This is a genomic window from Amycolatopsis sp. cg9 (assembly GCF_041346945.1).
GTDB lineage: Bacteria > Actinomycetota > Actinomycetes > Mycobacteriales > Pseudonocardiaceae > Amycolatopsis.
In genome coordinates, this window is the sequence record NZ_CP166850.1 from 3,690,318 (window position 1) to 3,709,846 (window position 19,529).

Below are 19,529 nucleotides of genomic sequence, written 5' to 3' on the forward strand. Positions count from 1 at the left end.
CCGGCCGGGCGCCGGAAACACCGCCGCAATGTCAACTGCCTGAAACATTCGGTCGAATCCGGTTAACACGGCCTCCTTAGCGTCAGGGCATCCCCGAACCGCCGAGGAGGTGCCCGTGCCGCAGGTCGAAACCCACTGCCCCTACTGCGCGCTGCAGTGCGGGATGAGCCTCGACGGCACCCGCGTGACGCCGCGGGACTTCCCGGTCAACGCCGGTGGCCTGTGCCAGAAGGGCTGGACCTCCGGCAGCCTCCTCACGTCGCCGAAGCGGCTGACCACTCCGCTGCTGCGCGTGAACGGCGCGCTCGAGCCGGTGAGCTGGGACTTCGCCCTCGACTTCGTCGCGCGCAAGCTGGCCGAGATCAAGGCGGAACACGGCCCCGACGCCACCGCGATCTTCGGCGGTGGGGGACTCACCAACGAAAAGGCCTACCTGCTCGGCAAGTTCGCCCGCGTCGCGCTCGGCACCTCGCAGATCGACTACAACGGCCGGTTCTGCATGTCGTCGGCCGCCGCCGCGGGGAGCAAGGCGTTCGGGCTCGACCGCGGGATGCCGTTCCCCGTCACCGATCTCAAGCAGGCCGACGTCGTGCTGCTCGCCGGGGCGAACCCGGCCGAGACGATGCCGCCGTTCACACAGCACCTGCGCGGGAGCGACCTGATCGTCGTCGACCCGCGGCGGACGCCGACCGCCGAACTGGCGAGCCTGCACCTCGCGCCCGCGCCCGGCACCGATCTCGCGCTGGCGCTGGGGATCCTGCACGCCGTCGTCGCCGACGGCCACCTCGACCAGTCCTATGTGGACGAGCGCACCAGCGGGTTCGGAGCCGCGTGGCGGATCGTCGCGTCGTGGTGGCCGGAACGCGCCGAGCGCGTCACCGGGGTGCCGGCCGCCGACATGCGCCTCGCCGCGGCGAAGCTCGCCGGCGCCCGCAACGCCTACATCCTCACCGCGCGCGGGACCGAGCAGCACGCCACCGGCACCGCGACCGTCGGCGCCTGGATCAACCTCGCCCTCGCGCTCGGCATGCCGGGCCGGGCGGGCTCCGGTTACGGTTGCCTCACCGGCCAGGGCAACGGACAGGGCGGCCGCGAGCACGGCCAGAAGGCCGACCAGCTGCCCGGCTACCGCAAGCTCGACGACCCGGCCGCCCGCGAGTACGTCGCCGGCGTGTGGGGCGTCGAGCCGGACAGCCTGCCCGGCCCGGGGCGCTCGGCCTCCGAACTGCTCGAAGCGCTCGGCCAGGAAGGCGGCCCGAAAGCGCTGATGGTCTTCGGCAGCAACGTCGTCGTCTCGGCGCCGCGCTCGCAGCGCGTCCAAGACCGGCTGTCCGAACTGGACTTCCTCGTCGTCGCCGACTTCGTGCTGTCGGAAACCGCCGCGCTGGCCGACGTCGTCCTGCCGGTCACGCAGTGGGCCGAGGAGCACGGCACGCTCACCAACCTGGAGGGCCGGGTCCTGCTGCGGCGCAAGGCCCTCGACCCGCCGCCCGGCGTCCGGTCCGATCTGGACGTCCTCAACGGACTGGCGAAACGGCTGGGGCAGCCCGAAAACCGGTTCCCCGCCGACGCCGAGACGGTGTTCGAGGAGCTGCGGATCGCGTCCAAGGGCGGGATCGCCGACTACTCCGGCGTCAGCTACGACCGCCTGCGCGCCGGCGAAGCCCTGCACTGGCCGGTCCCGGCGGACGACCACCCCGGCACCCCGCGGATGTTCCTCGACAGCTTCGCCCACCCGGACGGCCGCGCGCGGTTCGTGCCGGTCGAGCACACCGGCCCGGCCGAGCTGCCCGACGACGAGTTCCCGCTGACGGCCACCACCGGCCGGGTGCTGCAGCACTACCAGTCGGGTGCGCAGACCCGGCTGATCGAGGAACTCAACGACGTGGTGCCGGAGGCGTTCGTCGAGGTGCACCCGGACACCGCCAAGCGCGCCGGGCTCGAAGAAGGCGATCCCGCGCTGATCCGGTCCCGCCGCGGCGAGACCACGGCCAAGGTCCGGTTCGTCCAGAGCCTCCAGCCCGACCTCGTCTTCCTGCCGTTCCACTTCCCGGGTGAGCAGCGCGCCAACCTGTTCACCAACCCGGCGCTCGACCCGGTGAGCCGGATGCCGGAGTTCAAGGTGTGTGCCGTGTCCCTGTCTACTGTGGATGGTGCCGCATGACCCCCCGTGAAGTCGTCATCGTCGGCTACGGCATGGCCGGTGCCCGGCTGGCCGACGAAATCCGCCGCCGCGACCCGATCGCCGAACGCGTTCGCCTGACCGTGCTCGGCGCCGAGAAGCACGCCGCCTACAACCGGGTGCTGCTCTCGGCCGTCGTCGCCGGCGGGATGAGCGCCGAGAGTGTCCGCCTGCACGACGACGAATGGGCCGTGCGCCACAACATCGACCTGCGGCTCGGGGTCGACGTCGCCCGCATCGACCGCGAGAAGCGCTGCGTCGAACTCGGCGACGGCTCCACAGTGGACTACGACGCGCTCGTGCTCGCCACCGGCGCCAACCCGTGGATCCCGCCGGTCGAAGGCCTCGAGGCCGGCCCGGGTGTGGTCGCCTTCCGCAGCCTCGACGACTGCGCCAAGATCCTCGAAGCCGCCCGGTTCGGCGCGCCCGTCGCGGTGCTCGGCGGCGGCCTGCTCGGCCTGGAAGCCGCCCGCGGCCTGGCCGGGCGCGGCAACCAGGTGACCGTCGTGCACCCGCTGGGGCACGTCATGGAGCGCCAGCTCGACCCGGCCGCCGGGCACGTACTGGCCCGGCAGCTCACCGACATGGGTGTGACGTTCAAGTTCGGCGCCACCGCCGCCCGCTACCTCCCCGGCGACGGCCTCAAGCTCGACGACGGCACCCTCGTCCCGGCCGACCTGGTGGTCGTCGCGGCGGGGGTCCGCGCCGAGACGCGCCTGGCCGTCGAAGCCGGGCTCGACGTCGAGGGAGCTGTGCTGGTGGACGACACGCTGCGCACCAGCGACGGCCGCATCCACGCCCTCGGCGACTGCGCCCGCCACCCCGGCGCCCCGGCCGGGCTGATCCAGCCCGCGTGGGAGCAGGCCGAAGTCCTCGCGGACGTCCTGACCGGGACGAACGCGGCCGCCCGGTACCGCGGCACGACCGCCGTGACCCGGCTCAAAGCTCGCGGCATCGACCTCGCCGCGCTCGGTGAGACGCAGCTCGACGCCGGTACCCCCGACGCCGAGGTGCTGACGTTCAACGACCCCACCGGCGGCCGGTACGGAAAGCTCGTCGTCCGCGAAAACCGCGTGGCCGGAGCGATCCTGCTCGGCCTGCCCGACGCGGCCGCCACGATCACCCAGTTCCACGACCGCGGCACGCTGCTGCCCGACGACCGCCTCGCCGTCCTGCTCGGCCGCGCGCTGCCCACCGGCAGCACCCCGGCCGCCAGCCCGGCCGACCTGCCCGCCGCCGCGGTGATCTGCCGCTGCAACAACGTCACCAAGGGCCGGCTGGTCGAAGCGTGGAAGGCCGGCGCCACCGACACTCCCGCACTGGCGCGGGCCACGCGGGCCACGACGGGCTGCGGCGGGTGCACCGACACCGTCGGCGGCATCGCCAACTGGCTCGCGGCGCAATGACCAACCCGACCCGTCGCAAGGAGAACTCCGTGGCACACCAAGGCAAGCACTGGATCGAGCACTGGGAACCCGAGAACGAAGAGTTCTGGGAGTCCACGGGCAAGAAGATCGCCCGCCGCAACCTCTGGTTCTCGGTCTTCGCCGAGCACATCGGCTTTTCGATCTGGACCCTGTGGTCGGTGATCGTGCTGTTCATGGGCAAGGACTACGGTTTCTCCGCCGCCGACAAGTTCCTGCTCGTCTCGACGCCGACGCTGATCGGCGGCCTGATGCGGCTGCCCTACACCTTCGCCGTGGCGAAGTTCGGCGGTCGCAACTGGACGGTCGTGTCGGCCGCCCTGCTGCTGATCCCGACGATCCTCGCGGCGGTCGTGCTGCACCCCGGCACGTCGCTCGGCACCTTCCTGCTGGTCGCGGCGCTCGGCGGCGTCGGCGGCGGCAACTTCGCGTCGTCGATGACGAACATCAACACCTTCTACCCCGAGAAGCACAAGGGCTGGGCCCTCGGCCTCAACGCGGGCGGCGGCAACCTCGGCGTCGCCGCGATCCAGCTGATCGGGCTCCTGGTGATCGGCACGGCCGGCGCGACCGCGCCGCGGATCGTGCTCTACGTCTACATCCCGCTGATCGTCGTCGCCGCGGTGTGCGCGTACTTCTACATGGACAACCTCGCCACCGTGAAGGGCGACACCAAGGCGATGCGCGAGGTCGTCAAGGACCCGCACACCTGGGTCATGTCGTTCCTCTACGTCGGCACGTTCGGTTCGTTCATCGGCTACAGCTTCGCCTTCGGCCTGGTGCTGCAGAACCAGTTCGGCCGCACCCCGCTGCAGGCGGCCGCGGTGACGTTCCTCGGCCCGCTGCTCGGCTCGCTTTCGCGGCCGACGGGCGGCTGGCTGGCCGACCGGATCGGTGGCGGCAAGATCACCTTCTTCACCTTCATCGGGATGGCGCTGGCCACCGTGGTGCTGATCCTCGCGTCGACGTCGAAGTCCCTCGCGCTGTTCACGGTCGCCTTCATCGTGCTGTTCGTGCTCACCGGCGTCGGCAACGGCTCGACGTACAAGATGATCCCGGCGATCTTCCGCGCCAAGGCGAAGGTGGCGATCTCGAACGGCGCCGAGGAAGCGGCCGAGCTGCTCAAAGCGCGGCGCCTGTCCGGCGCGCTGATCGGCCTGGCCGGCGCGATCGGCGCCGAGGGCGGCCTGTTCATCAACCTGGCCTTCCGGCAGTCGTTCGCCGACGCCAAGAGCGGGGTCCCCGCCTTCATCGGGTTCCTCGTCTTCTACGGGCTGTGCTTCGCCGTCACCTGGGCGGTCTACCTGCGCAAGCCCGCCGAACAGCCCACGAGTGAGCGCGGTCTGGCGCTCGCGGGAGCGGAGGTCTGAGATGCCCACCCTGGTCGTCGCCGGACACGGCATGGTCGCCCACCGGCTCGTGGAGGCGGTGCGCGCGGAAGACCCTTCCGGCAACTGGCACGTCGTCGTCCTGTCCGAGGAGCCGCGTCCGGCGTACGACCGGGTGGCGCTGACGTCCTACGTGGACACCTGGAACCCCGCTTCGCTGGCACTGCCCGGTTCGGACTACGCCGGTGACCCGCACGTCGACCTGCGGCTCGGCGAGCTGGCCGTCTCGGTGGACCGGGCCGCGAAGACGGTCACCACGGCGTCCGGCGCCGTGCAGCCGTACGACGCGCTGGTCCTGGCCACCGGCTCGCGGCCGTTCGTGCCGCCGGTGCCCGGCCACGACCTCCAGGGCTGCTTCGTCTACCGGACCATCGAGGACCTCGACGCGATCCGCGCCGCGGCCGTCGACAAGCCGGGCCGCGGCCGGCGCTCGGCCGTCGTCATCGGCGGTGGCCTGCTCGGCCTGGAAGCCGCGAAGGCGTTGCGGGACATGGGACTCTCCCCGCACGTCGTCGAGATGGCGCCGCGGCTGATGCCGCTGCAGGTCGACGAGGGCGGTGGCTCGCTGCTGCGGCGGCTCATCACGAACCTCGACGTCACCGTCCACACGGGAACGTCGACCGACGCCATCGAAGCCGACGGCTCGCGGCTGCTCGCCAAGCTGGGCAACGGCACCGAGCTCGACGTCGACCTCGTCGTGTTCTCCGCCGGCGTCCGGCCGCGGGACGACCTCGCCCGCCAGTCCGGCCTCGAGGTGGGCCCGCGCGGCGGCGTGCTGACCGATTCGTCGTGCCGCACGAGCGACCCCGCGGTGTACGCGATCGGCGAGTGCGCCGCGGTCGAGGGCCGCGTGTACGGCATCGTGGCGCCCGGCTACGCGATGGCCGAGATCGTCGCCGCGCAGCTCACCGGCGGCTCCGGCGAGTTCCCGGAGCCGGACACCTCCACGAAGCTCAAGCTGATGGGCGTCGACGTGGCGTCGTTCGGGGACGCGCACGCGAAGACCGAAGGCGCGCTGGAAGTCGCCGTCAACGACGCGGTCGCCGGCACGTACAAGAAGCTCGTGGTCACCGACGACGGCAAGACGCTCCTGGGCGGTGTGCTCGTCGGCGACGCGACCGAGTACAACACCCTGCGCGCGCTGGTCGGCCGTCCGCTGCCGGCCGAGCCGGGCGCGATCCTCGCCCCGGCGGGCGGCGGCGCGGCGGTCGGTGTCGACGCGCTCCCGGACGCGGCGCAGATCTGCTCGTGCAACGCGGTCTCCAAGGGCACGATCACCCGCGCCATCCACGAGGACGGCTGCGACTCGGTGCCCAAGCTCAAGGCGTGCACCCGCGCCGGCACCGCGTGCGGCTCGTGCGTCCCACTGCTCGGCAAGCTGCTGAGCGCGGCCGGCGTCGAGCAGTCGAAGGCCTTGTGCGAGCACTTCCCGCAGTCGCGCGCTGAGCTGTTCGAGATCGTCCAGGCCACCCGCATCACGACGTTCAGCGAGCTGATCGGCCGCTACGGCTCGGGCAGCGGCTGCGCGGTCTGCAAGCCCGCGGTGGCGTCGATCCTGGCCACCCTCGGCAACGGCCACGTGCTCGGCGGCGAGCAGATGACGTTGCAGGACACCAACGACCGCTACCTGGCGAACCTGCAGCGCAACGGCACGTACTCGGTCGTCCCGCGGATCCCCGGCGGCGAGATCACGCCGGACAAGCTGATCGTGATCGGCGAGGTCGCCCGCGACTTCGGGCTGTACACCAAGATCACCGGCGGGCAGCGGATCGACCTGTTCGGCGCCACGGTGGACCAGCTGCCGCTGATCTGGCGGCGGCTGGTGGACGCGGGCTTCGAGTCCGGGCACGCGTACGGCAAGGCGCTGCGCACGGTGAAGTCGTGCGTCGGGTCGACGTGGTGCCGCTACGGCGTGCAGGACAGCGTCGGGCTGGCGATCGAGCTGGAGCTGCGCTACCGCGGGCTGCGGTCGCCGCACAAGCTCAAGTCGGCGGTCTCGGGGTGCGCGCGGGAGTGCGCGGAGGCGCGGAGCAAGGATTTCGGGATCATCGCCACGGAGAACGGCTGGAACCTCTACGTCGGCGGCAACGGCGGCACCACCCCGCGGCACGCCGACCTGCTGGTGTCCGATGTGGACACCGAGACGCTGATCCGGACCATCGACCGGTTCCTGATGTTCTACGTGCGCACCGCCGACCGGCTGCAGCGGACCGCGCCGTGGATCGAGGAGCTCGACGGCGGCCTCGACCACCTGCGCGCGGTGATCGTCGACGACTCGCTCGGCATCTGCGAGGACCTCGACGCGGCGATGGCCAAGCACGTCGACAACTACGCCGACGAGTGGAAGGGCGTCCTCGAGGACCCGGAGAAGCTGGCCCGGTTCTCGTCCTTCGTCAACGCGCCGGGCACCCCCGACCCGGCGATCTCGTTCCGCGAGGAGCGCGAGCAGAAGGTCCCGGTCATGCTGGGTGTCCCGGAGGTGCGGCGATGACGACGTCGATCGAGCGAACCTGGACGGCGGTCTGCGCCGCCGACGCGGTCCCCGAGTACGCGGGGGTGGCGGCGCTGCTCGACGGCGGCGTCCAGGTGGCGATCTTCCACCTGCCGGGCGACCGGTGGTACGCGCTGTCCAACTGGGACCCGTGCAGCGGCGCGGCGGTGCTCTCCCGCGGGATCGTCGGGGACGCCGGCGGTGTCCCGGTGGTCGCCTCGCCCGTCTACAAGGAACGGTTCACGCTCGACGGTGGACAGTGCCTGGACGCCGAGGACGTGTCCGTTCCGGTGTACGAGGTGCGCGTGCGAGAGGGCGTGGTCGAAGTGGAGAGCCCGTGACCGGCGTCCTCCCGCTGACCGGCTTCGTGGTCGGCATCACCGCGGCGCGCCGAGCCGACGAGCTCGGCGCGCTACTGGTGCGCAAGGGGGCGAGCGTCCGCTACGGCCCGGCGATCCGGATCGTGCCCCTGACCGACGACACGGAACTGCACTCGGCGACGGCCGGGTTGCTCGAGGCGCCGGTGGACGCGGTGGTCGCGACGACCGGCATCGGCTTCCGCGGCTGGCTCGAGGCGGCTGAAGGCTGGGGACTCGGCGACGCGCTGGTCTCGCGGCTCTCGGACTGTGCCCTGCTGGCCCGGGGGCCGAAGGTGACCGGTGCGATCCGCGCGGCGGGGTTGTCCGAGGCGTACTCGCCGGCGTCGGAGAGCAACGCGGAGCTGTTGCAGCACCTGCTGGCCACCGACGTCTCGGGCAAGCGGATCGCGGTGCAGCTGCACGGCGAGCCGTTGCCGTACTTCGTGGAGACGTTGCGGGCGGCGGGGGCGGAGGTCATCGAGATCTCGGTGTACCGCTGGGTCGGCCCGGTGGACCCGGGCCCGGTGGACCGGCTCCTGGACGGCGTCTTGGACGGGTCGATCCACGCGCTGCCGTTCACGAGCGCCCCGGCGGTGGCTTCGCTGCTGGCGCTGGCCCGGCGCACGGGCCGGCTGCCGGGCCTGGTCTCGGCGCTGTCGGGCCCGGTGGTGGCGGCCTGCGTCGGCCCGATCACGGCGGGACCGCTGGCGGCGCTGGGGGTGCCGACGGTCCAGCCGCACCGGGCGCGGATCGGCGCGCTGGCCCGCACGGTGGCGGAGACGCTGGTGACGCGCTCGCCCCGGTTCTCCGCGGGCGGCCGGGAGATCGAACTGCGCGGCCAGGCGGCCATCGTGGACGGTGACTGGCGGGAGGTGGCGCCGGCGCCGATGGCGTTGCTGCGAGCGCTGGCGGCCTCGCCGGGGCGGGTGGTGTCCCGGCGCGAGCTGATCTCGGCGTTGCCGGGAGGCGGCGAGGAGCACGCGGTGGAGACGGCGATCGGGCGCCTGCGGACGTCGCTGGGCGGCGGGAAGGTCGTCCAGACGGTGGTGAAGCGCGGGTACCGGCTGGCCGTGGACGCCTGAACCGCGTGTCAGCGGGCGCGTCAGGCCGTGTCAGTGCGGTGGCCATCCGGTGTCAGCGGGCCGGGCGAAAGTGGCTTCACACCGAAAACGAGACACCAGGAGCCCCACGATGCAGCACTTCGCCACCACCGCCCCGATCACCACCGTCCTCGACATCCCCGCCGGCCGCGTCCGGTTCGTCGCCGCCGACCTGGCCGAGACCTCCGTCGAGGTCCTGCCCGCCGACCCCGCGAAGAACCGCGACGTGAAGGCCGCGGAGCAGGTCAAGGTCGCCTTCTCCGAAGGTGTCCTGCGGATCGAAGGCGCGGTGAAGAACCAGTACTTCGGCCCGTCCGGCGCCCTCGACGTGACCGTCCAGCTGCCCGCCGGATCCGACGTCCGGGCCAAGGCCGCCAGCGTCGAGCTGCGGGGCGTCGGCCGGCTCGGCGACGTCACCGTGGAAGGCGCGCACGGCGAGGCCGTGTTCGACGAGGCCGAGAGCCTCCGCCTCACCGCCCACGCCGGCGACGTCTCGGTCGGGCGCCTCACCGGCCCGGCGGAGATCACCACCGGCAAGGGCGACATCCGGATCGCCGAAGCCGTGAGCGGCAACGTCGTCCTGAGCACCCAGGCCGGCGACATCACGGTCGGCGCGGCCACCGGCGTGTCCGCGTCCCTCGACGCCGGCACCACCTACGGCCGGATCCGCAACTCCCTCAAGAACACCGAGGGCACGCCGGGCCTGACCATCCACGCGACCACCGCGTACGGCGACATCGACGCCGGCAGCCGGTGACCGCACCCCGTCGAGCGCCCCAATGTGGCGTTGGTTGCGTCCAACGCACCGAACGCCACATTGGGTGCGCTGGACGCACCGAACGCCACATTGGGGCGCTTGGGCCGGACCGCGGACCGGTGTCAGCCCACCCAGGTGACCGCGTGCTTCTCGAACCCCCGCGCCGCCGCCACCCTGGCCGCTTCGGCTTCGGCGTCCTCGCGGACCGCCGGGCGGAGGGGGTCGAACGCCGTCACCGTGAACGTCAGCTTCGCGCCGCTGCCCTTCGTGCGCCAGGTGCCCGCGATGTCGCCGTCGGCCAGGAGGACGCCGGGGTTGCCCAGCATCTTCCAGACCTCCTTGCGACGCGCGGGATCCGGGACCAGCAGCGCCTTGTCGCGGGCCTGGATGAAGGGGTCGAGCGGCGGCAGCAGCCGCACCACGTCGGGTTCCGGCGGGTTCTCCAAGGCCTCGAGCCGGTCCGGCGGCAGGTACTTCCGCCGGCCCGCCACTTCGACCTCGGCCAGGTCCGCCGGCCACGTCCGGTCCACGACCGCTTTGGCCGTCCCGACGAACTCCGCCGCCTCGCCCGGGGACGCCGGGCCGTTGAGCCGCAGGTAGTCCTCGACCACCTTGGTCGCGGCGGCCGGGTCCGGGGTGCGGCGCATCCGGCCGCGGCCTTCGAGTGGTGCCAGCGTCGCCGGGGAAGCGCCCGCGACCAGGCGGACGCCCGCGTGCGGCGCCGCGACGCGCATCAGCTGTTCCTGGATGTGGGTCGCGTTGCAGCCGCGGCACCACCGCGAGAACGACGGCGGCAGCGCCTGCGTCACCGCGGTGCTCACCGCCCCCTTCGTCATCGGCTTGGTGACGACCTTCCGCAGCGCGGCGGCCGCCGTGAAGACGACTTCGGCCGCTCCCTGCCCGGTCGCCGCCAGTTCCTTGCGCTGCCACAGCATCCGGGCGAGCGCGTCCGCGTCGTCGAGGGGCACCAGCGCCCGCGTCACTTCGGCGAGGCCCAGGTGGAAGTGCGGCGCGCCGCGCAGCGTCCAGGCGAGCACCAGCCGCGGATCGTCCACAAGGGACACCTCACCGTCCAGCCGGGCCACGAGGGCGAGCAGCGCGGTGTCGCGCATGCTGTCCTGCAACCCGGCCCGGACGACGGCGAGGTCGGCCACGTCCCGCGCGGTGCGGTGCAGGCCGTGCTCGGCGATGCGGTAGGCGAGTACCTGGCGGCGGTCCACGTGCGGCTCCTAGAACGTGTACTCGAACGTGTAGCCGACCCGGTCCTCGCCCAGCGCGCCGCCGACGGTGCCGGAGCCGGTGAGCCCGGCCAGCCCGCCGGTGCCCGAACCGGCGACGACGGTGAAGTTCGACGCGATGCCCTTGGCATCGAACGTGTACTCGTGGCGCACGATGAACGTCCCTTCGCGACCGTCGACCCTGCCCTCGAAGCGCTCGAAGCTCGGCGACGTCGTCTCGCCGCTGTTGTAGCCCTCGCCCGCGTAGTACAGCAGAAGGTCGCAGATCGACTCGCCCTCGAGGACGCCGTCGTACGCGAAAGTGGCGTGCGCGTACGCCACCCGAGGGCCGCCCTCGGTACCGCTGACGAGCTTTTCTTCCCAGTTCTTCGTGGTGAATCCGTTCATGGGGACCACTCTGCCGGGCATACCTGTCAGCTTGTGTCAGGTATTTCTGCCAGAATCGGGGCATGCGCGCGAGCCGCCTCCTGTCCGTCCTCCTGCTGCTGCAGAACCGCGGCCGGATGACGGCGGAAGAGCTGGCCGACGAGCTCGAAGTCTCGGTGCGCACGATCTACCGGGACATCGACGCGCTGTCGGCGTCCGGCGTCCCGGTGTACGCCGACCGCGGGCGGACCGGCGGCTACCGGCTGGTCGACGGCTACCGCACCCGGCTCACCGGGATGACCGAAGAAGAGGCGCAGTCGCTGTCGCTGGCCGGGCTGCCGGTGGCCGCCGCCGAGCTGGGCCTCGGGACGGTCCTCGCCGCGGCGCAGCTCAAGCTGTACGCGGCGCTGCCGCCGGAGCTGCGCGACCGGGCGGGGCGCGTCGCCGAGCGGTTCTACCTGGACGTCCCCGGCTGGCACCGGGGGATCGAGAGCCTGCCGACGCTGTCCGCCGTCGCCGACGCCGTGTGGGCGTCGCACCGGCTCCGGATCCGCTACGAGCGGTGGGGCCAGCGCGTCGTCGAGCGGGACGTCGAGCCGCTGGGGCTGATCCTCAAGGCCGGCAACTGGTACCTCGCGGCGCGGTGCGAAGGCACCGACCGGACGTACCGGATCTCGCGGGTGCTGGCGCTCGAAGACCTCGGCGAGGCGTTCGAGCGGCCGGCCGGGTTCGACCTCGCGCGGTACTGGCAGGAGTGGTCGGAGCAGTTCGAACGCCGGATGTTCCCGCGCGTGGCCGTGGTGCGGCTGTCGCCGCGGGCGCAGGCTCTCGTACCGTTCTACGCGGGCTCGGTCGGGGCCCGCGCGCTGCGCTCGGCCCCGGGCGAACCGGACGCGGACGGCTGGCTCACCGTGGAGCTGCCGGTGGAGCGGGGCGAACCGGCCATCGGCGAGCTGCTGCGCTTCGGGCCGCACCTGGAGGTCCTCGAACCGGCGGACCTGCGGGCGGAGCTGGCGGAAGCGATCGAGGAGATGGGCGCGATGTATGGGTGAGCTGAGCGGGATCGCCATCGGCGTCACGGCCGAACGCCGGGCCGACGACTTCATCGCGGCCCTCGAACGCTACGGCGCCGAGGTCCGCCACGCGCCGACGATCACCATCGTGCCGCTGGACGCCGATCCGGAACTGCGCGCGGGCACCGAGGCCGTGCTCGCGGCACCGGTCGCGGTCACGGTGGTCACGACGGGCGCGGGCTTCCGCGGCTGGCTCGACGCGGCCGCCGGCTGGGGCCTGCGCGAGCCGCTGCTGGACCGGCTGCGGGAGTCCCGGATCTACGCCCGCGGCCCGAAGGCGGTCGGCGCGATCCGCGGCGCGGGCCTGCGGGAGTCCTTTTCGGCCGGGTCCGAGTCGAACGCGGAACTGTTCGGCGCCGTCGCCGCGGCGGGCGTCGACGGCGCGCGGGTGGCGGTCCAGCTGCACGGGACGCCGCTGCCGGAGCACACGTCGTCGCTGACCGGGGCTTCGCTGGTGGAGGTGCAGCCGTACCGGTGGTATTCGCCGCCGGACGTCGGCCCGGTGCACGAGCTGATCGACGCGGTGGTGGCGGGGGAGCTGGGCGCCCTGGCGTTCACGAGCGCCCCGGCGGCGGCGAACTTCCTGGCGCTGGCGCGGTCGTACGGGCGGTACGACGCCGTGGTGGCGGCGCTGCGGGGACCGGTGCTGGTCGCGTGCGTGGGCCCGGTGACGGCGGCACCGCTGGAGGAGGCGGGAATCCGGACGGCCCAGCCCGACCGCCAGCGACTGGGGGCACTGGTCAAGCTCCTGGTCTCGACGCTCTCAGCGCCGGGCTAACGCCCCAATGTGGCGTTGGGTGCATCTGACGCACCCAATGTGGCGTTCGGTGCGTTGAGCGCACCCAACGCCACATTGGGGTGCTTGGGGCGGCGGTCAGTGACACCGGTGTGGGGTCGGTGCGCCGGTCGTGAGGCCGAGGTCGTCGGCGTGGCCGGCCGCCAGCCGGGGCCACTGGGCGATCGGCCGTCCGTCCGGCCACTCCGCGGTCGGTGGCCACTCCGGTGCCCCCGCGCCGGTCCGGACGTTCGTGCGTTCCTGCGGCCATCCCGGCGGCGAGTCCTCCCACGGCTCCCGGCGGCCGAAGACCGTCAGGTCCATCAGCGCGTAGCTGTGGTCCATCGCCTCGACGCCCCGCCGTTTCGTCCAGTACGTCTCGAAGACGCGGTCACCTTCGCGCAGGTAGCAGACCAGGTGGAACAACCCGATCTCGCGCCCGACGAGAAGCTCCCCGAGCGACGGCTGGGCCGAGTACCACGGCACGTCCCACCCCAGGAACGCCCGGTAGCGCAGGCTTTCGTCGTACGAAACCCGTGCGTCGCCCGGCTCCACCGCGACGTTCCGGCCCTGGGAGAACACCGCGTACGTGATGTCCCGCGAGTGCAACGCGGACAACTCGGCGACCTGGTTCGCGTAGAACGTGCAGCCCTCGCACTGTTCGGCCGCGGGCCGGCCCGGGTTCCACATGAAGTAGTACGCCACCAGCTGACGCCGGCCCTCGAACGTTTCGAGGAGGGTGACCGGTCCGGCTGGGCCGAGCAGTTCGAGCGCCGGGTCCACCTCGGTCATCGGCAGGCGGCGGCGGGCCGCGGCGATCGCGTCGCCTTCGCGGGTGTGGGCCTTTTCCCCGGTGCGCAACCGGTCCAGGGAAGCTTGGAAGGTGGCGCGGTCGACGATCCTCGGCGTGCTCATCACGACTCCTCGGCGAAGCGTTTGATCTTGGCCAGGCGGCGGTCCCACTCGGCCGCGAGCGCCGCCATCCAGCGGGCCGTCGCGTCCAGGGCGTCGGACCGCACCGCGTACCGGACTTCGCGGCCGGCCTTCACGCTGTCGACCAGCCCGGCCGCGTCCAGCACCGCGAGGTGCTTGACGACCGCCTGACGCGACACCGGCAGCCCGGCCGCCAGGGTCGTCGCGGTGGCCGGGCCGTGGGCCGCGAGCAGGTCGAGCACCCGGCGGCGGGTCGGGTCGGCCAGTGCGGCGAGCACCCCGTCGACAACTTCGGCGGACGTCATCCGGCGCGCGCGGCGAGCGCGGGGAGGCACTGCTCCCAGCCGGCGGTGTGGTCCTTGACCACGTTGTCGCGGTTCTCCCCGGACGTCGGCAGCCCGCCGAACCCGCTCTCGACGACGCGCAGCCGGGTGCCGCCGCCGTCCGGGGTCAGGGTGAACTCGACCAGCGTGGAGTTGTCTTCGCGCAGCTCCTCGCCGGGGAACGCGCTCACCCACCGGTACACCAGGTAGTGCGGCGGATCGACCTTCTCGACGCGGATCGGGAACTCACCGTGCGCCGAGTGCGTGACGACGACGGTCTCGCCCTCTTCGGCGAGCGTGCCATGCACGGTTTCGTCGTCGGTCGCCCAGAAACCGGGCTCGGCCACCAGCGGCCAGACCTTCTCCGGTGCGGCGGCGATCAGGATCTCGCGTTCGATCGGCATCGGCGGGCTCCTCTCGTGTGCAACTCAAGGGTTGCACATCGAAGAGGTGTGGTGCAACCGCGTGGCTGCACCGACGAGGTCAGTCTTCTTCCGCCGGGAGTTCGCCCGCCTCTGCCGCCCGGACCGCTTCCCGGCCCGCGGCCTCCTCGCTCAGCCCGCGCCGCCAGTAGCCCGTGAAGCAGATCGACCGCTTGTCGACCTCGCGCTCCCGCACCAGGTGCCGGCGCACCAGCTTCACCACGCCCGCCTCGCCGGACACCCACGCGTACGGCGTCCCGCCGGGGAACGCCGCCCCGCGCACCGCGTCCAGCAACGCCTCGCCCAGTGGTCGCGAACCGCGCAGCACCCAATGGACCTCGACCGCGCCGAGCGTGGCGAACGCCTGCCGGTCCGCCCGGTCCGCCAGCTCGACGTACACCGAAGCCCGCGTGCCCGGGGGCAGCTGCTCGACGATCGCGCCGATCGCGGGCAGCGCCGTCTCGTCGCCCACCAGCAGCTGCCAGTCGGCGGCGGGCGGAGGCGCGTACAGGCCGTGCGGGCCCAGGAACGCCACCTGGTCGCCCGGCCGGACGCGGGACGCCCACGCCGAGGCCGGTCCCTCGTCGCCGTGCAGGACGAAGTCGACGTCGACCTCCGCCGCTTCCGGCCGCAGCGCCCGGGCCGTGTACGTGCGCATCGGGGGCCGGACGTCGTCCGGCATCGCCAGGTACGTGCGGTACCAGGACATGACGTCCGAACCGGTCTCCGGGAGCACCGGCGCTTCCTGCCCGGCGAGCGGGAAGAACACCTTGACGTACTGGTCCGGCGCTTGCGGTGTCAGCTCGCGGAAGGTCTCCGCGGCGAACGTCACGCGCACCAGGTGCGGCGACAGCGGCCGGACCACCGTGACCGAGGCCCGGTGGTAGGTCAGGGTGGTGCGCTCCGCCTGCGTCGTCATTAGGCGAGGCTAACCTAAGAGTCGGGAATCAGAACAGCCCTTCCGGACCGGGATCCTCGTCACCTCCGTGCTTCCAGCGGTACTTCCGCAGGTCCACGCGCTGACCGTCGGCCAGCACCCCTTCCGCCCGCAGCCGCTCCAGCTGGTCGTGGACCAGGTGGGGCGCCGGGGTCCCGTTCGCGCGCAGGATCCGGTGCCACGGCAGGTCGTGCCCGTCCTCGGCGAGGATGGCGCCCACCATCCGCGGCGAAGGCGCGCCGGCGAGCGCCGCAATGTCGCCGTACGTCGCCACCGTGCCGGCCGGCACCGACTCGATGATCTCCCGCACGCGCTCGTGCAGAACGTCGTCCATACCGACACTCTGCCGCACGGGTACGACACTTTCGGTGGCCGTCCGCCGCACCGGGCGCCGCCTTCGCCGAACGCGCGCCCGCTAAGCCGTGCCGGTGCCGCACCCACTACTCCGGACGTGGTTCCATCGCGGGGTGAACGGGAGGCGAACGGCGCAGGCGGACGCGCGGCTGGTGCGCACGCCGGTCCCCGACGCACCCACGTTCACCTGGGACGAAGACGCCCGCCGCGTGCTCTCCGCACCCGGCGGGTTCCGCCGCGTGCTCGGCGGCCCCGGCACCGGCAAGACGTCGCTGCTCGCCTCGGCCGCCACCCGCCGCATCGCCGAGGGCGTGGACCCCGAGAACGTGCTCGTGCTCACCACGTCCCGCAAGGCCGCGGACGCCCTGCGCGCCGACATCACGCGCCGCCTCACCGCCGACCCGGACCAGGCGCGGCCGCTGCCCCGGACCGTCCGCGAACCGCTCGTGCGCACCGTGCACTCCTACGCCTACTCGCTGCTGCGGCTGGAAGCGACGGCCGGCGAGCTCCCGCCGCCGCGGCTGCTCGCGGGCGCCGAGCAGGACGTCGTCGTGCGCGAGCTGCTGGCCGGCGACCTCGACGAGGAAGCCGGGTACTGGCCGGAGGCGCTGCGGCCCGCCCTGATCGTCCCGGGCTTCGCCGAAGAGCTGCGCGACCTGCTGATGCGCGCGGCCGAACGCGGGCTCGGCCCGGAGGACCTCGCCGAGCTGGGGCGGCGCCGCGGCCGCGAGGAGTGGATCGCCGCCGGGCAGTTCTGGGCGCAGTACGAAGAGGTCACGCAGCTGCAGGGCGCCGGCGGCAACGCGCTCGGCGTCGCGAGCGCGCCCGCGCTGGACGCCGCCGAGCTGGTCACTTCCGCGCTGCTCGCCCTCGAGGACGACGACGAGCTGCGCGAACGGGAGCGCACGCGCGTGCGGCACCTGTTCGTCGACGACGCCCACCACCTCGACCCGCTGCAGACCAGCCTGGTCCGGGTGATCGGGCACACCGCGGCCGAGTTCGTCGTGGCCGGCGACCCCGACCAGAACGTGTTCTCCTTCCGCGGCGCGGACGCGAGCCTGTTCGCCGACGCCGACCCGGACGGCAGCCGGACCGTCACGCTCACGACGTCGCACCGGCTGGCCCCGGCCGTGCGCTTGGCCGTGGCGAAGATCGGCGCGACCCTGCCGGGCGCGTCGGCGCACCGCAAGATCGTCCCGCCGAAGGGGGCCACCGGCGGGAACGTGCGCGTCCGCGTGATGCCGACGCCCGCCGCCGAGGCGAGCTGGATCGCCGACCAGCTGCGCCGCGCGCACCTCGTCGACGGCGTGCCGTGGTCGGAGATCGCGGTGCTCGTCCGGTCGCCGGCGCGGACTTTCCTGGTGCTGCAACGGGCGTTGCGCGCCGCCGGCGTCCCGATCGGCTCGGCGACGGAGGAGCTGCCGCTGGCGAAGCAGCCCGCGGTGCGGCCGCTGCTCGCCGTGCTGAAGCTCGCGCCCGCGCCCGAACTCCTCGACGTCGACCTCGCGGAAATGCTGCTGTCGTCGGCACTCGGCGGCGCGGACCCGCTGGCGCTGCGGCGGTTGCGGCGCGGCCTGCGCCGGCTCGAACTGGCCGGGGGCGGGCAGCGCTCGAGCGACGAGCTGCTCGTGGAAGCGCTGCGCGGCGGGGACATCCTCGCCGGGCTGGCCGACGCCGAGGCCGAGCCGGTGCGGCGCGTCGGCGGGCTGCTGCGCGTCACGCACCAGGCCGTGGCCCGCGGCGACGGCGTCGAGCAGGTGCTGTGGCAGCTGTGGACCGAAAGCGGGCTGCAGGACAAGCTGCTGAAGCAGGTCGAGCGCGGCGGATCGCTGGCCGCGCAGGCCGATCGTGATCTCGACGCCGTGGTCGCGCTGTTCGACGCCGCCGGCCGGTACGTCGACCGGCTGCCGCGCGCGAGTGTCGCATCGTTCGCGGACTATCTTGGCGCGCAACGGATCGCGGGCGACACGCTCGCCCCGGCCGCCGTCCCCGGCGACGGCGTCTCGCTGCTCACCGCGCACGCGGCCGCCGGTCGCGAGTGGACGGTCGTCGCCGTCGCGGGCGTCCAGGAGGGCGCGTGGCCGGACCTGCGGCTGCGGGGATCCGTGCTGGGCGTGGAACGGCTCAAGGACCTGATGGCCGGCGTCGACGACGACGCCGTGTCCCAGACCGCGCCGATCCTCGCCGAGGAGCGGCGCCTGTTCTACCTCGCGATGAGCCGCGCGAAGCAGACGCTGCTGGTCACCGCGGTTTCGGGTGAGGACGAGCAGCCGTCCCGGTTCCTCGACGACCTGGAGGAGAACGGCGCGGACGACGGCGGTCTCGACTCGCGGATGAAGCCGCCGGGCCGGTCGCTGGTGCTGGCCGAGCTGGTGGGGGAGCTGCGCGAGGTCGTCTGCGACGACAAGGCGGAGCCGGCGCGCCGGCGCAGGGCGGCGAAGCAGCTCGCCCGGCTGGCCGACGCGAAGGTGCCGGGCGCGCACCCGAGCACGTGGTACGGCCTGCTCCCGGCGTCCAGCGACGAGCCGGTGCACCCGCCGGGCGACCTGATCCGGATCTCACCGTCCACAGTGGAGATCCTGACGAAGTGCCCGCTGCGCTGGATGATCGAGCGCCACGGGGGCAGCGACCCGGCGCAGCTGGCCGCGGTGACCGGGACGCTGGTGCACGGGCTGGCGGAGGCGGTCGCGTCCGGCCGCACCGACGCGGAGCTGCAGTCCGCGTTGGACGACGCGTGGGTGCGCGTCGACGCCGGGGCGCCGTGGTTCTCCCGGCGCGAACGGCGGCGCGTCGAGCAGATGCTGCAGAACTTCGTGACGTGGCTGGAGCGCAGCCGGGCGGAGCTGAAGGAAGCCGGCGTCGAGCAGGACATCGAGGTGGAGCTGCCGGCCGGCGGCGCCGACGAAGTCCGGGTGCTGCTGCGCGGCCGCGTCGACCGGGTGGAGCTGGACGCCGACGGGCGGCCGGTGATCGTCGACATCAAGACGGGGAAGGTGCCCGTTTCCGGCGCGGACGCCGAGGCGCACCCGCAGCTGGCGGCGTACCAGCTCGCGGTGCTGCTGGGGGCGATCAAGGGCAGCAACGAACCCGGCGGCGCGAAGCTGGTTTACGTCGCGAAGGCGAACAACAAGACCGGGGCCACCGAGCGGTCCCAGCCGCCGATGGACGAGGTCGGCGGCAAGCAGTGGCTGGAACTGGTCCGCGACGCCGCGGCTTCCGCCGCCGGCCCGGACTACCAGGCGCAGGAGAACCCGGACTGCGACCGCTGCCCGGCGCGCGGCTGCTGCCCGCTGCGTCCCGAGGGCAGGCAGGTGCCAGGCCCGTGACCGCCTCGACCACCGCCGCACTTTCACGTGAAAGTGCAGCTTTGCGCCACAAAGCCGCACTTTCACGTGAAAGTGCGGCGT

At 73.0% G+C, this 19,529-nt stretch carries 17 protein-coding genes; 10 read left to right on the forward strand and 7 right to left on the reverse strand.

The annotated features are described in order from the left end of the window. Positions 1-115 precede the first annotated feature (115 nt). The 7 genes from AB5J73_RS17890 to AB5J73_RS17920 all read left to right on the forward strand — a co-directional run bounded on the left by AB5J73_RS17890 (position 116) and on the right by AB5J73_RS17920 (position 9,701). Positions 116-2,164 (forward strand): molybdopterin oxidoreductase family protein, encoded by a 2,049-nt coding sequence (locus AB5J73_RS17890; RefSeq protein ID WP_370970803.1) that lies wholly within the window; start codon positions 116-118, stop codon positions 2,162-2,164. After that, positions 2,161-3,588, forward strand: coding sequence for an FAD-dependent oxidoreductase (locus AB5J73_RS17895; protein ID WP_370970804.1), 1,428 nt, complete (start codon positions 2,161-2,163; stop codon positions 3,586-3,588). Before AB5J73_RS17890 ends, AB5J73_RS17895 begins: the two co-directional genes overlap by 4 nt. Beyond that, entirely contained in the window at positions 3,585-4,976 is a 1,392-nt protein-coding gene (locus AB5J73_RS17900) for a nitrate/nitrite transporter (protein WP_370970805.1), read from the forward strand. The genes AB5J73_RS17895 and AB5J73_RS17900 overlap by 4 nt, the downstream gene beginning before the upstream one ends. A 1-nt stretch (position 4,977) precedes the next feature. After that, positions 4,978-7,485, forward strand: a complete 2,508-nt coding sequence (nirB, locus tag AB5J73_RS17905) for a nitrite reductase large subunit NirB (protein WP_370970806.1) — start codon at positions 4,978-4,980, stop codon at positions 7,483-7,485. Beyond that, a complete protein-coding gene (nirD, locus tag AB5J73_RS17910; RefSeq protein WP_370970807.1) occupies positions 7,482-7,826 on the forward strand; it encodes a nitrite reductase small subunit NirD in 345 nt (114 codons plus the stop codon). The genes nirB and nirD overlap by 4 nt, the downstream gene beginning before the upstream one ends. Further along, on the forward strand, positions 7,823-8,926 hold the full coding sequence (locus tag AB5J73_RS17915; RefSeq protein ID WP_370970808.1) for a uroporphyrinogen-III synthase: 1,104 nt from the start codon (positions 7,823-7,825) through the stop codon (positions 8,924-8,926). The genes nirD and AB5J73_RS17915 overlap by 4 nt, the downstream gene beginning before the upstream one ends. A 109-nt stretch (positions 8,927-9,035) precedes the next feature. Next, positions 9,036-9,701 (forward strand): DUF4097 family beta strand repeat-containing protein, encoded by a 666-nt coding sequence (locus AB5J73_RS17920; RefSeq protein WP_370970809.1) that lies wholly within the window; start codon positions 9,036-9,038, stop codon positions 9,699-9,701. A 122-nt stretch (positions 9,702-9,823) separates the two neighbouring features. On the opposite strand, the gene AB5J73_RS17925 is transcribed toward AB5J73_RS17920, so the two are convergent. Continuing rightward, positions 9,824-10,921: a DNA glycosylase AlkZ-like family protein gene (locus AB5J73_RS17925; protein ID WP_370970810.1), complete on the reverse strand. Its 1,098-nt coding sequence runs from the start codon at positions 10,919-10,921 to the stop codon at positions 9,824-9,826. Positions 10,922-10,930: 9 nt separating this feature from the next. After that, positions 10,931-11,326, reverse strand: coding sequence for a DUF3224 domain-containing protein (locus tag AB5J73_RS17930; RefSeq protein ID WP_370970811.1), 396 nt, complete (start codon positions 11,324-11,326; stop codon positions 10,931-10,933). Between the two features lie 62 nt (positions 11,327-11,388). On the opposite strand from AB5J73_RS17930, the gene AB5J73_RS17935 reads away from it, so the two are divergent. Together AB5J73_RS17935 and AB5J73_RS17940 are read left to right on the forward strand one after the other, a co-directional pair. Next, positions 11,389-12,357, forward strand: a complete 969-nt coding sequence (locus AB5J73_RS17935) for a helix-turn-helix transcriptional regulator (RefSeq protein WP_370970812.1) — start codon at positions 11,389-11,391, stop codon at positions 12,355-12,357. After that, positions 12,350-13,156, forward strand: coding sequence for a uroporphyrinogen-III synthase (locus AB5J73_RS17940; protein ID WP_370970813.1), 807 nt, complete (start codon positions 12,350-12,352; stop codon positions 13,154-13,156). The genes AB5J73_RS17935 and AB5J73_RS17940 overlap by 8 nt, the downstream gene beginning before the upstream one ends. A 96-nt stretch (positions 13,157-13,252) precedes the next feature. Here AB5J73_RS17940 and AB5J73_RS17945 read toward each other — a convergent pair whose 3' ends face one another. The 5 genes from AB5J73_RS17945 to AB5J73_RS17965 all read right to left on the reverse strand — a co-directional run bounded on the left by AB5J73_RS17945 (position 13,253) and on the right by AB5J73_RS17965 (position 16,102). Continuing rightward, the gene (locus tag AB5J73_RS17945) at positions 13,253-14,068 is read right to left on the reverse strand and encodes a DUF899 family protein (RefSeq protein WP_370970814.1); all 816 of its coding nucleotides are present in this window, start codon (positions 14,066-14,068) and stop codon (positions 13,253-13,255) included. Further along, complete coding sequence (locus AB5J73_RS17950; protein WP_370970815.1) at positions 14,068-14,391, reverse strand: ArsR/SmtB family transcription factor; 324 nt, start codon at positions 14,389-14,391, stop codon at positions 14,068-14,070. The genes AB5J73_RS17945 and AB5J73_RS17950 overlap by 1 nt, the downstream gene beginning before the upstream one ends. Beyond that, positions 14,388-14,813: an SRPBCC domain-containing protein gene (locus AB5J73_RS17955; RefSeq protein ID WP_370970816.1), complete on the reverse strand. Its 426-nt coding sequence runs from the start codon at positions 14,811-14,813 to the stop codon at positions 14,388-14,390. Before AB5J73_RS17955 ends, AB5J73_RS17950 begins: the two co-directional genes overlap by 4 nt. A 79-nt stretch (positions 14,814-14,892) precedes the next feature. Further along, complete coding sequence (locus AB5J73_RS17960; RefSeq protein WP_370970817.1) at positions 14,893-15,750, reverse strand: siderophore-interacting protein; 858 nt, start codon at positions 15,748-15,750, stop codon at positions 14,893-14,895. A gap of 28 nt (positions 15,751-15,778) precedes the next feature. Next, positions 15,779-16,102 (reverse strand): MGMT family protein, encoded by a 324-nt coding sequence (locus AB5J73_RS17965; protein WP_370970818.1) that lies wholly within the window; start codon positions 16,100-16,102, stop codon positions 15,779-15,781. A gap of 172 nt (positions 16,103-16,274) precedes the next feature. Here AB5J73_RS17965 and AB5J73_RS17970 point away from each other — a divergent pair, with 172 nt between their 5' ends. Then, complete coding sequence (locus AB5J73_RS17970; protein WP_370973221.1) at positions 16,275-19,448, forward strand: ATP-dependent helicase; 3,174 nt, start codon at positions 16,275-16,277, stop codon at positions 19,446-19,448. Positions 19,449-19,529 lie beyond the last annotated feature (81 nt).

Coding starts and splice junctions, on each gene's coding strand:
- AB5J73_RS17895 (WP_370970804.1), top strand. CDS start 2,161: ATGACCCCCCGTGAAGTCGTCATCGTCGGCTACGGCATGGCCGGTGCC.
- AB5J73_RS17900 (WP_370970805.1), top strand. CDS start 3,585: ATGACCAACCCGACCCGTCGCAAGGAGAACTCCGTGGCACACCAAGGC.
- nirB (WP_370970806.1), top strand. CDS start 4,978: ATGCCCACCCTGGTCGTCGCCGGACACGGCATGGTCGCCCACCGGCTC.
- nirD (WP_370970807.1), top strand. CDS start 7,482: ATGACGACGTCGATCGAGCGAACCTGGACGGCGGTCTGCGCCGCCGAC.
- AB5J73_RS17920 (WP_370970809.1), top strand. CDS start 9,036: ATGCAGCACTTCGCCACCACCGCCCCGATCACCACCGTCCTCGACATC.
- AB5J73_RS17930 (WP_370970811.1), bottom strand. CDS start 11,326: ATGAACGGATTCACCACGAAGAACTGGGAAGAAAAGCTCGTCAGCGGT.
- AB5J73_RS17935 (WP_370970812.1), top strand. CDS start 11,389: ATGCGCGCGAGCCGCCTCCTGTCCGTCCTCCTGCTGCTGCAGAACCGC.
- AB5J73_RS17940 (WP_370970813.1), top strand. CDS start 12,350: ATGGGTGAGCTGAGCGGGATCGCCATCGGCGTCACGGCCGAACGCCGG.
- AB5J73_RS17945 (WP_370970814.1), bottom strand. CDS start 14,068: ATGAGCACGCCGAGGATCGTCGACCGCGCCACCTTCCAAGCTTCCCTG.
- AB5J73_RS17950 (WP_370970815.1), bottom strand. CDS start 14,391: ATGACGTCCGCCGAAGTTGTCGACGGGGTGCTCGCCGCACTGGCCGAC.
- AB5J73_RS17955 (WP_370970816.1), bottom strand. CDS start 14,813: ATGCCGATCGAACGCGAGATCCTGATCGCCGCCGCACCGGAGAAGGTC.
- AB5J73_RS17960 (WP_370970817.1), bottom strand. CDS start 15,750: ATGACGACGCAGGCGGAGCGCACCACCCTGACCTACCACCGGGCCTCG.
- AB5J73_RS17965 (WP_370970818.1), bottom strand. CDS start 16,102: ATGGACGACGTTCTGCACGAGCGCGTGCGGGAGATCATCGAGTCGGTG.